Source organism: Thalassorhabdus alkalitolerans (assembly GCF_042656525.1).
GTDB lineage: Bacteria > Bacillota > Bacilli > Bacillales > Marinococcaceae > Thalassorhabdus > Thalassorhabdus alkalitolerans.
Window position 1 is genome coordinate 294,180 of sequence record NZ_JBHSOZ010000003.1, and the last position, 14,277, is coordinate 308,456.

Here is a 14,277-nt window from a genome sequence, read left to right on the forward strand (position 1 = left end):
AACGTTTTAAAAAACTCTTTTTCTCTTTTTCCCTTCTTTCCATCAAGTCTTCCAGTCGTTTCATAAAATCCTCCCTATTGGAAAAGTTTGTTTCTTCCACTGTCTGAATCACTTTTTGATTAGATTCTTTATTTTTTTCCTCAAGGCTTTCTAGTTTTTTCTTTAACTCTTCATACTCTTTTTTCCGTTCGTCATTTTGTCGTCGGAACTCGTCATTTTATAACCTTTCTTTTAGTAGGTCAGCGTCTTTAAACATTTGTGACCATTTATTATTCTCTTCTTTTTTATACCCGTGTTCACTCAGAGCACACCCTATGTGAACAAATTATAATAGAGTTATATCAAGGGGTTTATATGTTCAAACAGACTTGTTTAAGGAAGGGCAATCTGAAAAAGGTTATATACGTTAGTTTTTTCTTTTTTCAATCAGATAATAAAATATACTGTTTAAAGAAGGAAAGTAGACCTTATTCTGAAGCTACTCGTTTTTTAAGTTTGTCTTTAGAGCCATGCATAAATAAGTGAGTGATATAACCAAAGGTTGTCGAAACTATATTCACGGTGAGCTCATAATGACTCCTAAATATTTACAAATGAGTTAATTTATGATATAATAATTTTGTTACATGTTATTAACTGGATTTTGTTCGATTCAAAATCTCCCGACCTGTGGAATTTTAACCACGTATATGAGTACTAATGGATGGTTTTTTGGTGTGTTATATGGAGGAGTTCTTTCTTCTTCAGTAGCACACGTATTAAATCTTTTATCGAAAATGGAGTGGTTTACGATGTTGAATATTGGTGTAGTGTTAGTTGCTTTGGCGCTTTGCGGGGAGCCTGGTGGCCAGTATTAATAAGCCAAAGCTTTTGAAAGGGTGCAGCACCAAATCAAATTAAATTAAAAATTAGTTTGATTCATGCTGTATCCTTTCCTAGCAACCACCAAATAATTTGTAATTATTTTAACAAAGAGCACCTGTAATTACAGGTGCTCTTTTATGGTTGAATAGTAAAGGAACGCGTTATTAATAGTTACATTTAAAAAGACTATAAAAAAATCTCTACTATAAATTTTTTATGGGGACGTTTTAATGGGAGGGACAAACAAAAATATAAGAGAAAATAGAATATGCCGTCAGAGAAGCTTTTTCCATTTGATATTATGGAATATCGTAGAATTACATTGTATAAAACAATGAAAGGAAGGGACTATGAAAACATTTTACATTACACCCTTTGAGGATATTTCAAAAGTTAAAATTAATGATTACGCAAACGAAAACCCACTACAAATACCCGATAAATCAGTAGGGTTGTTGTTTTATAAAGAAGGGAACATTTTTCAAAAGATGAGAAACAGGGATATGAACCATTGGGAATCGGTATTGCATAATAGATTGCTTTCCATTCAAAGTAACTTTGGATATGCAATGTTCTATTACTACAGAGGCATACCTGATGACGAATGGTATATTTCTCCTGGCGATAAAGGTCAGTCGGTTCAGTTTTTCCCTCATTTTGAGGAAAAACATTATAGCAACCAATACAACTTCTCTTTCTTTGCTGACACATTCTTTTTGAAGGCTTTTACGGTTTTTGAAACGATTGCACACTTATTATATAAACATTATGAAATTGAAGTAGATGAATCTAACTTTTTAGACAAAGTGAGCTTCAATAACGCACTTCATAGAATGAAGAATATTGACAAGTCTTTATCAGATAATTTATTTAAGATAAAGAAATCATCTGACTTTAAGAAAGGTGTGAAAATGAGGAACGATATTGCACATAACCATCCTCCATACCTTATAAGTTCAGGAATAACATTAGACGAAAAGGGTGCTTCATATGGTGTAGGTGACTACACATCTTCAACTGAAATTAAAGAGACCATGATTGGACTGTTAAGAAGCATCCAAAAGACAATGGACGTTCTTGAAAAACACCTTTCATAACAGAGAGAAGCTATAACGGTTGCTCCTCCTATTAAGTTAAAAGAAATAGTTCCACAAATTTTTAAGGGATTGAAGAAATTATTTATTACCATTGAAGCAAAGGAGACAGAAAAAAGTCAGTTTTTCCCCCTTAACTCCCATTTCTCTTTGATAGGTAGCGATAAAAAGTAGCCCGACTCATCTCAGTAGCCTCCAATATTTCTTGAATACTATATTCCTCACTGTCATACATCCGAAAGGCCAACTCCAACTTGGATTGGTCTTTTTTTGGTCTTCCTCCTTTTCGTCCTCGAGCTCTTGCTGCATCCAACCCTGATTTTGTTCGTTCTGAGATAATGTCGCGTTCAAATTGAGCTAGTCCACTGAAAATCGTAAAGACGAGTTTTCCCATTGCCGTTGTTGTATCAATGTTCTCATTTATCGAAACAAAATTAATTCCTTTTTCTTGGAAATCATTGATCAAATCAACTAAGTGTTTTGTGCTCCGGCCTATTCGATCGAGTTTGTAAACAACAACTGTATCTCCTTCACGGAGATACTTTAGCATTTCGTTAAAAGCTGGTCGGTCTTTTTTGGTTCCAGTAACTTTTTCTGAGTAGATGTTTTTTTCTTCTACTCCGTATTTTTTCAGAACATCAAACTGCATATGTAAATTTTGATCTTTTGTACTCACACGAGCATACCCAAATAACATTTTTTGTAACTCCTTTTTGATTTCCTTACTTTCATGTTATCAAAAAGGTTAATTAAAGTATATATAGATACTAAGATTTTGAGATGACTTTTGAAACTGAAAATCAGCCAACAAATTAAAAAACAGAGTGAGTTTTTTATTGCAGTTAGTGCGTTATCAAAAACGAACGTTATCGAGACAAATTTCAATACTTTTCCATGGTGAGAGGTCGTCCTCGTTCACGCTGAACTTTAAAAACTCAGCATTGAATATTGGAAGCCTTATTCTATATATAGTAAAAACATCCGTTTTTCTTCCAACAGGATTGGATCTATTATCCTATGTCAATTTCCACTAGTGTCAGACAATACCTCTTTTGCTGTTGCTTTTCTTCCTACCTTCTCTCGTTAGTATAAAAACTTAATAAAACTTTTACATTGAGTTAATAGATAATTAATATTACCCCTCTAAAATTTTGTATGTTTGCATATATATGAATCTTTTCTATAACAAATAGTTGCGATTGAGGGGGAAGCTGCATTGGATATCCAAACAATAGTTTTTACGTTCTTAGGTGGTCTAGGCATCTTTTTGTTTGGACTTAAATTTATGAGTGAAGGCTTACAAAAAGTGGCTGGCGATCGATTGCGAGACATTTTGGATAAGTTTACAAGCAATCCTTTCTTAGGAGTGATTGCTGGAATCATTGTTACCGTCTTAATTCAATCCAGTTCGGGAAGTACCGTTTTAACGATTGGGCTTGTAAATGCTGGTTTTATGACATTACAACAAGCTATTGGCGTGATCATGGGAGCCAATATTGGAACCACGGTCACAGCTTTTATTATCGGGATTAAAGTTTCTGCTTACGCACTTCCTATTATGTTTGTGGGTACCTTTTTATTGTTCTTTTTCAAAAACAAAAAAGTCAACCATTATGGCCAAGTCATCATGGGGTTTGGCGCTTTGTTTTACGGATTAAAGCTTATGGGGGAAGGTGTCAGTCCGTTACGAGATGTACAAGCTTTTGAACAATTAACCATCAGCATGAGTGAAAATCCCATTCTCGGGGTATTAATTGGGGTTATTTTCACGGTAGCCGTACAAAGTTCCTCTGCTTCTATCGGTCTTTTGCAACAACTGTATGAACAAGGAGCAATGACTTTACCGGCAGCTTTGCCTGTATTGTTCGGTGATAACATTGGTACGACGATCACAGCAGTTTTTGCAGCCATCGGCGCTTCACTTGCAGCGAAACGTGCAGCTCTCACCCATGTCATCTTTAACTTAATTGGCGCTACCCTTGTTTTAGTTTTACTCGTGCCTTATACAAATCTAGTCAGTTACCTACAGGGAGTACTCAATTTGAATCCTGCTATGACCATTGCGTTTGCTCATGGAATCTTTAATGTGTCCAATACATTGATTCAAATCCCGTTTGTCGGCTTTCTCGCGTATATCGTAGTTAAATTAATTCCTGGAAAGGAAACAGAAATTGAATACAAAGCCAAGCACCTTGATACCAGTTTTGTCTATCGCTCCCCGGCGATTGCCTTAGGACAAGCAAAGCTAGAAACATTACGAATGGCTGAACTTGCAGAAAAAGGATTAAGTGAGGTATGGCAATATATTAAAACAAATCAAAGAAGACATGCAGAGCTTACTGTTCAATTTGAGGAAGCAATTAATAACTTAGATCATAAGATTACAGATTATCTTGTATTGATTTCAGAACGCTCTCTTTCCAATGAGAATTCCAAATTACACTCTGTCTTAATGGATACCGTCCGTGATCTTGAACGAGTGGGAGATCACATGGAAAACCTTATGGAGCTCGTTGAATATCAACTAACAAACAAAGTAGAGATTTCTGAAGATGCCCAAAAGGATCTCGAGGAAATGTTTTTACTAACGAGTAAAACCCTAAATAAGGCCATACAAGCCTTAGATAAAAATGATGTAAAACTAGCCAAAGAGTGTATTATGGATGAAGAAGAAATAGATAGTATGGAAAGAAAACTCCGTAAAAAACATATCTTACGTGTAAATGAAGGACGTTGTTCTGGCTCTGCCGGGATTGTTTTTGTGGATATGGTGAGCAATTTAGAACGCATTGGAGACCACGCCGTGAACATTGCAGAAACAGTTATCGAGGACAGAATCAACGAGTAAAATCGGAAAAAAGTAACTAATAAAGAAATCAAACCCCTCATTTCACTTTCTCCTAGTGACTGAGGGGTTTATCATTAGACTAATAACAACAAAACCTCTTCTATTTATTCCTGTGTTAGATCTACATTCATCGCTTCAGCCATTGCTTTCGGCACATCTGTGTTGTCTACTAACCCTGTTAACAACTCTGATCCTGGACCGTACGCATAAAGAGGGACTTCCTCTCCCGTATGATCTGTGCTGCTCCAGCCGACACCCGCATAATTGCTGATTACGTGGTTAATAGCCAGCACTGGATCAGCATACTCCTGGATGTTTTCAGCTTCTTCTCCTGTAATGTCTATATTTGCGTATTCTTGAATAACTTCTTTTACATTACTCCGATCTTCGTTTAATTGATTAGCCATATACTCACCGGTTGCGGTCACGTCGCGAAGCATTTCTATCTCGGTACTTTTTGTATTCTCTCCACCTAGAGATATGCCACCTGTATCGTGATCTCCTACCACGACAACCAGTGTTTCTCCATCTTGATCAGCAAAATCGATGGCTTCCATGACAGCCTCTTCAAAAGCCTCCGTATCACTCATCGCCCACGCCGCGTCGTTTGCGTGGCCTGCCCAATCAATCTGACTGCCCTCTACCATAAGGAAAAACCCATCCTCATTTTGGCTTAACACGTCTATGGCACTGCTCGTCATTTCGGCAAGACTCGGTTCATTGGTTCCTTCACGATGAAGTTCCGGCTCCATCGCATTATCTGCAAATAAACCGAGGATGCTTCCCTCTTCAATATCCAACAACTGATCTCGATTTTCCACAAACTGATACTCTTTCTCTTTGGCTTCATCGATCAAATGACGTTCCGGCTGCTTTCCGCCTTCTTCTTCAGGCAGAAAATAATCTTTCCCTCCCCCAAGGATGACATCCACTACTCCGTCATCAATGCATTGTCGGGCAATTTCTTCCTGGTTTGAACGGGAATCTACATTTGAGGCAAATACAGCTGGAGTGGCATGAGTGATGGTTGAATTTGCCACAAGTCCTGTAGATTTTCCGTCTTCATCTGCAGCTTCTAGGATACTCTTTAGGTCCTCACCCTCTGGTGACTGACCTACCACTCCGTTATTTGTTTTGACACCCGTTGCCATAGCTGTACCAGCTGCAGCCGAATCTGTGATTCTATGATCGTTTGAATGAGTCGTCATCATACCCGTTAAAAAGGAGTCCCACACCGGACTACCGTCTTCTTTATAATACCGATAAGTTGCATTATACCCGGTGGAAAATCCATCAGGAATCAGATAGATCACATTTTCAACGTTCTCTTGTTTTGGTCCTACATGACCGGGTTTCCCAGCATGATCTGGAGGACCAGCAGATACTTCTCCCATACTTAATAATAATGCTGCGCTTAATGGAATCGTCAACACACGTTTCAACACTTTCCCTACCTCCCTTAATTTTTACACATGGCGGAACTTATGTAAGATGCACCTCCTTGCTTCTTGTGGTGCAAACTCATCTTGGAGTATGTTTCTATCTATTAGTGTAATGGCGTGTTATTAAGGAAGGTTTAAGCCGACTTATAGAATTTGTAAACCGAAGGTATATACAACTTTGACCAAAGAGTGAGCACAAAGAAAGCAAAAAAAGAAGCTGGGCATTGCCAGCTTAAGTTGCTTTTATATTTTCCATTTGTACAAAATGTTTATATTCATGCTCACGCGGGTTGAAGAAAATAGGTGAAGTTCCAACAGTTATAAATCTTTTGCTAGGACCGTGTCCCTACTGTAATCTATAATCCCTGGAGTAACCGTAGATTTTCATTAATTTCACTAGCATAACTCACAACGGTTCTCTGGCTTCTTCACCGTCCTGTGTAGCAAAGTAAACGGAAAGGATATTAGAATCATGCTCATGTTGGTGGTCATGGACATGAGCATTTTAGTCTTCGTGATCCACGTGGGTGAAGTGCTCCTCTTCAACGTCTCCTGCCAAAATGGTATGAGTCGGCATCCTATGCATTCCTCTGGCTGTCACATGAGGCTGCATAACATATACTCCATCTTCTTCCACTGTATAAGGAGCAGTATATACACCACCATTTACCTCATCAGCTTCCACCATATCGCTTTCTTCTTTTTCTCCTTCTTTCCAAACTTCAAACACAACCTCATTTGCGTCATTTACTTTTTCGTCCCCCTGAGTAACAAGCACTTCAAGCTCAAATTCTTCTTCTGGGTCTTGGGATTCTTCAGTTAATATTTCTACCTCAATAACATCCAGAGAAGAAATTTTATATTCTCCCTTATCGATGACCTGCAAAGGCTTTTCATTTTTTATCTAAACCCTCTAAGAAAAACCTTCTTGAATTCAAGAAGGTTTTTTGTCTCCCCTCCATCCCAGCCAGCCAAGAATCGGCCTATTGGGTGAATACCTCAAAATAAAAAAGGTGTTTTCCCCTTGAAAGTCTTCAAGAGTAGGCTATGATTAAAAAAATTGATTTTATGAATTTTAATTGTTATTATTAAAAAGAATTATTTTTGTTCGTGTCTTTAAGGAAAGAATTAGTATATAAGCTAAGAAAAAAATTAGTATATAAGCTTTTCTCCTTTGAAAACTGGGCAATAATAGTATTAAATAGTGGAAAAGATCCACACAGGAGGAAACAAACATGCAACAAGGTACAGTAAAATGGTTTAACGCAGATAAGGGATTCGGATTCATCGAGGTTGAAGGTGGAGACGATGTATTCGTACATTTCTCAGCTATTCAAGGCGAAGGGTTTAAAACTTTAGATGAAGGTCAAACAGTTACTTTTGACGTTGAGCAAGGTCAACGCGGACCTCAAGCTACTAACGTAAACAAGGCATAATTATTAAAGGACTCTTTTATAGAGTCCTTTTTTGTGTTTTCTTATTGTGACTGTTCGCTGCAAGCTGAATCTATAGTTAAGGAATATGTATCAAAAAAGCTGACTATTAATGCCCGATCCTAATTAAAACTTAAAAATAGACCAATGTTAAGAGAAAGTCTATATTTTCGTAATTAATGGATTAGGCATTTTAGCCAGCTACAAAAACAACATGAAACAGGTATTAAAATGGTTAGATAGAGCATACCATGTTTTCGTTAAAAAACCTAATAAATTTTAAGTAGGATAATACGCATTGTGATCAGGCACCTTCCTTCTGATAAAATGAGACGGGAACAGGGGTTCAGGAGCTTTTCAGGAAGTAAAAGAACGTAGTAGTAAAGAGTGTGGTTGTCAACTAACTGAGCACTTTAGGGGAAGAAGGAATGATTTAAATGGACTTCATGATTACCTGGTACTTAGTGAGTTTATCCATTGATAGTATTTGGGAATAGCTTCTAAAAAAGGAACGAAACACCTGTGACCAACTTTGTTGACTTAGATGATAGGCTGCAAGTGTTGTGATGGACCGAACAATCTCGTGAGATAGAAGTTGTTACGAAAGTTTTATCGACACCAGCACATTACCCTTCCTGTCATAAGTGTTCCCATCGAAAACACAGTCGCTATACGCGGCGCGTCGCCGATTTTCCTATGAGTGGAAAAAAGGTATACTTGATCATTCTCACTACTAAATGGTTTTGAGATCATCCCTCCTGTTCGCCATTCGTAAACGCTCTACCTATAGTTTACTAAAGTCGATTATGTTTCTTGTGTACATCAGTAAACTTTTTTTCATAATATATCGTTAAAACTATAATGAGCGGAATAAAAACAAGGGTCGGAAGAAACCACATGAGCAGGTTAACTGATTCGACTTGCAGCAATCTTGGAGCACCAAACACTGTAAATGCCGTGATTGCCGCGATACAGGTGGAAAGCATCCCGATGGTATGTTCAACAACCCAGTGAGAACTTGTTTTTGGTATAGAAATCCAGTATTTCAGTTGTGTACCGCCTAAAAACAGACCAACAATCGGAAAGTATTGAAGTAATGGAAAACCAATCACCCAACCGTATATCATGATTCCTATACTTGAAGTGATCAGCAAAATCGGAAATATCAAATCAACGGTATTGCTGTGTGAGATTCTTCTCCCTTTAAACCGAAGGACACGGACACCATACCATGTGGTCGCACCACTAAGAATTGAGATAAAAATTAGAAACCATGAGAACGGTGTGTCACCTGAAGCAGTGCCAGCATCCAAATAAATCAGGTAAATTCCCATATAAAATGCTGTTATCGAAACAGTTGCCATTGAACTAACAAAAACCCACCCGCTTCGCCTATGTAATTTTCCACCTTTTCTTGTTACTATTGGGAGCCAGAAAATCAGTAGTGCTACAAACCCGGAAAAAATGTGGATCCAACGAGCAAGGCTAAATATGTACTCCAATTAAAATCCCCTTTCTTACATGATTAAACTCTGATATTTACTTTACTATAACTTCTCTGTCTCTTATAAGTATGATTATTTCTTTTATTTATAATAAACAATCCCATTACCTTTACAAACTACATGTCTACATCCGGCGTCCCATTCAACTTTTCTCTCCATTCATTTAAGTGAAAAAAACACAATATATTTGTAAACTGATAGTCAGTTTGGTGTCACCCCATTTTCTGCGTTATTTATTTTTATCCTTATAGAAGTATGTGCAACATGGCTTTCGTTCTTATCTGAAAACCAAAAGCACACGAAAGTAGCCAACATCTGTCATGCATGATACAATAATGACTGACAGTCAGTCATTACTAGCTGCTTCCCTATGGAGGATTGAGAATGAACCGTGATAGTAAATATGAATTATTAGTAAATGCAGCACTTACTGTGATGAAAGAAAAAGGGTTTGAGAAAGCGTCAGTATCTCAAATCGTTAAAGAAGCAGGTGTTGCCCAAGGAACATTTTATTTATACTTTGACTCTAAAAGCGCAGTGGTTCCGGCTATTGCCGAGACGATTTTACAAACTCTTTTCTCCAAAATAAAACAAAATTATAAAGCAGAAGAAACCATTTTTCGTACGCTTGAAATGATCGTTGAAGTTACATTTGATATAACGAAGGAGTATCGTGAACTCATTTTATTTTGTTACTCGGGACTTGCTTATTACCATTCGTTTGAACGTTGGGAAGAGATATACCAGCCTTATTATAGCTGGCTTGAGGAAAGACTTTATCAAGCAAACAAAAATGGCTTCATTCACACGAATTTGGACTCAAATGCGTTAGCTAAAATGATTATTAATTTAATAGAAAATTCAGCGGAGACATTTTATTTAACAAATCAAAGTGAAACGAGCAAGGAAAAAAGTAAAAACCAAGTATTACTGTTTATCAGAAGTGCATTGACTGATTGTCCATCATCAAACAAAGCCTAGATGAGGTGTTAAGATGCATAACTATTATGCATTGGAAAAGAAGTTGTTAAAAGTTTCAGTTTATGGTGCGGTCATGTTTGCTGTGACTGGCATCGTTTTAGGGTACCTGATTTCTTCACAAATGATCATGTTCGACGGACTATATTCTCTAATTAGTGTAATGCTGAGTCTCATATCATTATTTGCAGCACACTTTATTCAGAAGCGAGATACGAAAAAGTTTCCATTCGGGAAAGAGATGCTTGAACCTCTGGTCATTATTATTAAATATGCAGTCATGTTGTTCCTTTGTTTAGCTGCTTTAATAACAGCAGTGGATGCCCTGCTTTCAGGTGGTCGAGAAACCAACGTGGGGTTTGCTCTTCTTTATTCTGTTTTATCCACGATAGCATGTTGTGGTATTTTTGTGTATCTCAAAAAACAAAAGCAAGGATCAGGGTTTATTCAAGCGGAAGCTAATCAATGGAGAATGGACACGTTACTCAGTGCAGCTGTCCTAATTGGTTTTTTCATTGCAGCACTTCTGTCTTACACTCAATTTACGTTGTTAACTCCTTATATTGACCCACTTATGGTACTCATTTCTGCTGGTTACTTCTTGAAGGTGCCAGTGGTAGAAATCACAAAAGCTTTAAAAGAAGTACTAGAAATGGCACCGGACCAATTGATTGAAAAGAAATGTAAAGCTGTGATCCATTCCATCCAGGCTCACTATCAAATAGAAGATTCCGTGCTTCGAATGTCAAAGGTAGGAAGTAAACTTTTCATCGAAGTTGATTTTATTCTAAATGAGCAATCCAAAGTAAAAACCGTTGCAGAACAGGATTTAATTCGAGAGGAAATTAATAAGCGTACTAACGATTTACAATATAAAAAATGGCTGACAGTATCTTTTACTAACGATCGAAAATGGATCAATGGCTGATTGAAGACTGAACGTGATAACAATAAAAGGAAGGAGTGCACATACATCAATGTACTCTCCTTCCTTATTATTAATGAGAGATCATTTCATGAACAATATCCTCACTATCTAACTCAGAAGGATAGTAAGTAGGCCAGTTTGTTACATTGTCTAGTAGCTCTTCCCGATCATCTCCCCAATATAAATGGAAATGGTCAGAGTCTGTAGGGAAGATGTTATGGTCGCTAAACTGAATGAACTGAGGCATGTCTTCATTTTCCTCTGTTAGTTCAAATATGAACCTTACTCCCCGGTTACCAGCTTCATAAGTAAGAATCTCATATCCATCATAGGTGTATTCACCGGAATACTCTTCTTCGTCCTCAAAGAAAGTAACAATACTACCTTCAATCACGATATGATCAACATCAGTCTCGTAACCTTCCTCATAGTATTCCTTATATTCCTCCTCTGTCATCTCCTCATTCTCTTCAGCCTTATGTTCAAACACTTCATCTAAATCTCCATCTTGCAAGTATGGGTAAACAGACTCCCATTCACCTTCCCAATCGGATAAATCTCGATCTTCAACCTCCTCGTCCTCAAAATATCCATCATATATTCTCTGACTGTCTTCATCATGGGCATGGTCATGGACATGGTCGTGGTCATGACTGCTTTCTTCTTGGTTATGTTCTTCGTCTTCATTATTATGTATTTCTTCCTCTTCGTTTTCTTCCAATTCACTTTCTACTGCCTGTTCTTCCTCTTCTTCAGCAGCCTCCTGACTGGTTTCAGCCTCTTGGCAAGCCACTAATAAAGCACTTATTGCTGCAATACTTGACCATTTGATTAATGATTTTTTCATAATTGACTCCTTTTCAAAGTGTAATAATTACGATTTAAAGTCCAGACTATTGTTTTCAAGACAATAAGTATTCAAGCACTTTTCCAATATACCTCCTTATTCCTAACTTGTATTCATTCTTTTGGCGTGTCAGAGTTACAACTCTTTGTATAACATAGATAAAAGCGTAATCATTACGATTTGCACTTTATTATATATACTTATGCCATGATTGTAAACAGATATTAAACTTTTTTTCAGTTGGTAAGGTATTGGATTTCACCAACAATAACTACGCTTTCCTTATAAGAATATCCGATACAGGCCTTTCTTCTGATGCCTTGAAAAACACTCACATCCCTCTAGAGGGAAAATTATTGGTTTTATGGAATGAAAAACTTACGTGTCAAAAACTAAAATTGTTATCCCTCCCAAGCTGGAAAACGTTACGATTTTGGATTCTACATAAACTTTCTTTAATGAGCAATCCAGCACAAAGGAAAATGGAGAGAGTGCTCCCGCATGAGCCACAATTGACATCAGTCCCATATTAACACCGAGTACATACGTGATTGCAGCAAATGTCTGTAAAAATCCCTACTCCCAATGTAAAGCCAGGTAGCATTTTCCATTCGACCATTTTCACGCCTGAATAGTAATCTTATAGCTACAGCGATAAATGAATCTGTCATTGTAAAGAAAACAGTACACATGCCTTCTGAAATAGTGGTGATACTCGTTTTGAAATCAGAGCGGCGATAAAGTCTTCAATTCTTCAATTCCTATAGTCAATACAGTAATCAAGCTATATAATAAAGCAAATGAATTACCTTCTAATAATTCCACAAAATGAAAAAAGCCAGGGGATACTTTTACAGTAATCTCCCGGGCTTTTATCCTCCGTGCGTTGCATAGCTATGAGTTTTCTCTTGTTCAGACTAATTTATATATATACGGAACACTTGAGAACCCAATTTTTTTTGAGTCTAGGCCCCCATTACCTAACACCGCTTGTCATTAATTTACTCGGTATTGGAAAATTCTACCGTAACACTTTATTAGACAATAACATCATTAATTAAACTAGGCGGCTTGTTCCCTTGTAATCCTTGAATTAGATTTTCCACCGCAAGTTCAGCCATTTTGTACCTGGTTTCTGCTGTCGCTGACCCAATATGCGGCAATGTAACACAGTGATCCATTCGTAACAAAGGACTCTCCGGGTCAATTGGCTCTTCCCTATATACATCTAACCCAGCGGCCAATATTTCCTTATCCTCCAGGGCTTTTATTAGGTCCTCTTCCTTAACTACTTTTCCTCGAGAGCCATTAATAAAAATTGCACTTTTTTTCATGAGTTTAAATTCTCTTTCCCCGATTAGATTAGCAGTTTCAGGAGTAAGTGGAACCATTACACAAACGAAATCAGAGTTCTGTAACAGATGATCAAGGGAAACATAGGAGGCATCCAGCCTATTTTCCATGCTTGGCTTTCTTGTACGATTATGATAAAGAATGTTCATTTTAAAGCCAAAATGAGCTCGTTCTGCTACTGCAGCGCCAATCCTGCCCATCCCTATCATTCCTAATGTTTTATGATGAACATCATTACCAAATAATTCTTCTGTGATAGAAGCCTCCCACTTCCCAGCTTTTACGTAACGATCCAGTTCAGGCATTCTTCTAGCGGTAGCAAGAAGTAAACCAAAAATTGTGTCAGCAGTGGTCTCAGTTAATACATCTGGTGTATTTGTTGCCATGATGCCTCTTTTTGTTAATTCCTCGATATTCAAGTTATTGTATCCAACAGATACATTGGAGACTATTTTTAATTCAGGTGCCTTATCTAGTAAATTTTCATCAATAGTGTACCCTGAACCAATCATACCCTTTGCTGTAGGCAGGTGGTGAAAAAACTCTTCGCTCTCTGGAGAACATTGATAAGCGTCGCAGAAAGAGCTTAGCTTTTCCATCAAATCTTCGGGAATACGGTTATAGACAATGACTTTTGGTTTCACGACTTCACTTCCTTTACGTTAATGTAGGGGTGTATCCTATCAAATTACTGTTTCTTTATTTTACTTACACCAGGGAACAAGTCATATGTAATGAAAATGCTACATAATTCTGATTTTAGGAGTTTCCTCCTGTTTTGTAATCATTTGGTTTTAACTCTTTATAAAGAAGGAAAAGGTTCTTTAAGCAAATGATAAGTCCTTAATGAGTCATTTGCTCTGATGCTGAGTATCACTTCTTATTTATTGTTCGGAGAACCTCCTTTTGCAGCCATCGGGTGATTCTGATGGTTGTTTTTTTATTCCTTCATACAGTAGGGACTGAAATACCAAGATTCATATTA

The 14,277-nt window shown here is 37.3% G+C and carries 13 protein-coding genes; 7 read left to right on the forward strand and 6 right to left on the reverse strand.

Annotated elements, in window-relative coordinates; translation table 11 throughout:
• The first annotated feature begins 689 nt into the window (after positions 1-689).
• Both ACFPU1_RS04085 and ACFPU1_RS04090 read left to right on the forward strand, forming a co-directional pair.
• Entirely contained in the window at positions 690-857 is a 168-nt protein-coding gene (locus tag ACFPU1_RS04085) for a hypothetical protein (protein WP_385938936.1), read from the forward strand.
• A gap of 357 nt (positions 858-1,214) precedes the next feature.
• The gene (locus ACFPU1_RS04090; protein ID WP_385938938.1) at positions 1,215-1,961 is read left to right on the forward strand and encodes a Cthe_2314 family HEPN domain-containing protein; all 747 of its coding nucleotides are present in this window, start codon (positions 1,215-1,217) and stop codon (positions 1,959-1,961) included.
• A 130-nt stretch (positions 1,962-2,091) separates the two neighbouring features.
• On the opposite strand, the gene ACFPU1_RS04095 is transcribed toward ACFPU1_RS04090, so the two are convergent.
• Entirely contained in the window at positions 2,092-2,655 is a 564-nt protein-coding gene (locus ACFPU1_RS04095; protein ID WP_385938940.1) for a recombinase family protein, read from the reverse strand.
• A 519-nt stretch (positions 2,656-3,174) separates the two neighbouring features.
• On the opposite strand from ACFPU1_RS04095, the gene ACFPU1_RS04100 reads away from it, so the two are divergent.
• On the forward strand, positions 3,175-4,806 hold the full coding sequence (locus ACFPU1_RS04100; RefSeq protein ID WP_385938942.1) for a Na/Pi cotransporter family protein: 1,632 nt from the start codon (positions 3,175-3,177) through the stop codon (positions 4,804-4,806).
• 104 nt (positions 4,807-4,910) lie between these two features.
• Here ACFPU1_RS04100 and ACFPU1_RS04105 read toward each other — a convergent pair whose 3' ends face one another.
• Together ACFPU1_RS04105 and ACFPU1_RS04110 are read right to left on the reverse strand one after the other, a co-directional pair.
• Positions 4,911-6,251, reverse strand: a complete 1,341-nt coding sequence (locus ACFPU1_RS04105; RefSeq protein ID WP_385938944.1) for an alkaline phosphatase — start codon at positions 6,249-6,251, stop codon at positions 4,911-4,913.
• A gap of 502 nt (positions 6,252-6,753) precedes the next feature.
• On the reverse strand, positions 6,754-7,134 hold the full coding sequence (locus tag ACFPU1_RS04110) for a FixH family protein (protein ID WP_385938946.1): 381 nt from the start codon (positions 7,132-7,134) through the stop codon (positions 6,754-6,756).
• 349 nt (positions 7,135-7,483) lie between these two features.
• Between ACFPU1_RS04110 and ACFPU1_RS04115 the strand changes: the two genes are divergently transcribed.
• On the forward strand, positions 7,484-7,684 hold the full coding sequence (locus tag ACFPU1_RS04115) for a cold-shock protein (RefSeq protein ID WP_100399194.1): 201 nt from the start codon (positions 7,484-7,486) through the stop codon (positions 7,682-7,684).
• A gap of 585 nt (positions 7,685-8,269) precedes the next feature.
• Entirely contained in the window at positions 8,270-8,428 is a 159-nt protein-coding gene (locus ACFPU1_RS04120) for a transposase family protein (RefSeq protein WP_385940451.1), read from the forward strand.
• A 47-nt stretch (positions 8,429-8,475) separates the two neighbouring features.
• On the opposite strand, the gene ACFPU1_RS04125 is transcribed toward ACFPU1_RS04120, so the two are convergent.
• On the reverse strand, positions 8,476-9,183 hold the full coding sequence (locus ACFPU1_RS04125) for a DUF2306 domain-containing protein (RefSeq protein ID WP_385938948.1): 708 nt from the start codon (positions 9,181-9,183) through the stop codon (positions 8,476-8,478).
• A 387-nt stretch (positions 9,184-9,570) separates the two neighbouring features.
• Here ACFPU1_RS04125 and ACFPU1_RS04130 point away from each other — a divergent pair, with 387 nt between their 5' ends.
• Entirely contained in the window at positions 9,571-10,167 is a 597-nt protein-coding gene (locus tag ACFPU1_RS04130; protein WP_385938950.1) for a TetR/AcrR family transcriptional regulator, read from the forward strand.
• A 13-nt stretch (positions 10,168-10,180) separates the two neighbouring features.
• Entirely contained in the window at positions 10,181-11,092 is a 912-nt protein-coding gene (locus ACFPU1_RS04135; protein WP_385938952.1) for a cation diffusion facilitator family transporter, read from the forward strand.
• A 70-nt stretch (positions 11,093-11,162) separates the two neighbouring features.
• Here the strand turns inward: ACFPU1_RS04135 and ACFPU1_RS04140 are convergent, their stop codons facing one another.
• Both ACFPU1_RS04140 and ACFPU1_RS04145 read right to left on the reverse strand, forming a co-directional pair.
• Entirely contained in the window at positions 11,163-11,939 is a 777-nt protein-coding gene (locus ACFPU1_RS04140) for a ZinT family metal-binding protein (RefSeq protein ID WP_385938954.1), read from the reverse strand.
• A 1,037-nt stretch (positions 11,940-12,976) separates the two neighbouring features.
• A complete protein-coding gene (locus ACFPU1_RS04145; RefSeq protein WP_385938956.1) occupies positions 12,977-13,936 on the reverse strand; it encodes a 2-hydroxyacid dehydrogenase in 960 nt (319 codons plus the stop codon).
• Between the last annotated feature and the right edge of the window lie 341 nt (positions 13,937-14,277).

Coding starts and splice junctions, on each gene's coding strand:
- ACFPU1_RS04085 (WP_385938936.1), top strand. CDS start 690: ATGAGTACTAATGGATGGTTTTTTGGTGTGTTATATGGAGGAGTTCTT.
- ACFPU1_RS04090 (WP_385938938.1), top strand. CDS start 1,215: ATGAAAACATTTTACATTACACCCTTTGAGGATATTTCAAAAGTTAAA.
- ACFPU1_RS04095 (WP_385938940.1), bottom strand. CDS start 2,655: ATGTTATTTGGGTATGCTCGTGTGAGTACAAAAGATCAAAATTTACAT.
- ACFPU1_RS04115 (WP_100399194.1), top strand. CDS start 7,484: ATGCAACAAGGTACAGTAAAATGGTTTAACGCAGATAAGGGATTCGGA.
- ACFPU1_RS04130 (WP_385938950.1), top strand. CDS start 9,571: ATGAACCGTGATAGTAAATATGAATTATTAGTAAATGCAGCACTTACT.
- ACFPU1_RS04135 (WP_385938952.1), top strand. CDS start 10,181: ATGCATAACTATTATGCATTGGAAAAGAAGTTGTTAAAAGTTTCAGTT.
- ACFPU1_RS04140 (WP_385938954.1), bottom strand. CDS start 11,939: ATGAAAAAATCATTAATCAAATGGTCAAGTATTGCAGCAATAAGTGCT.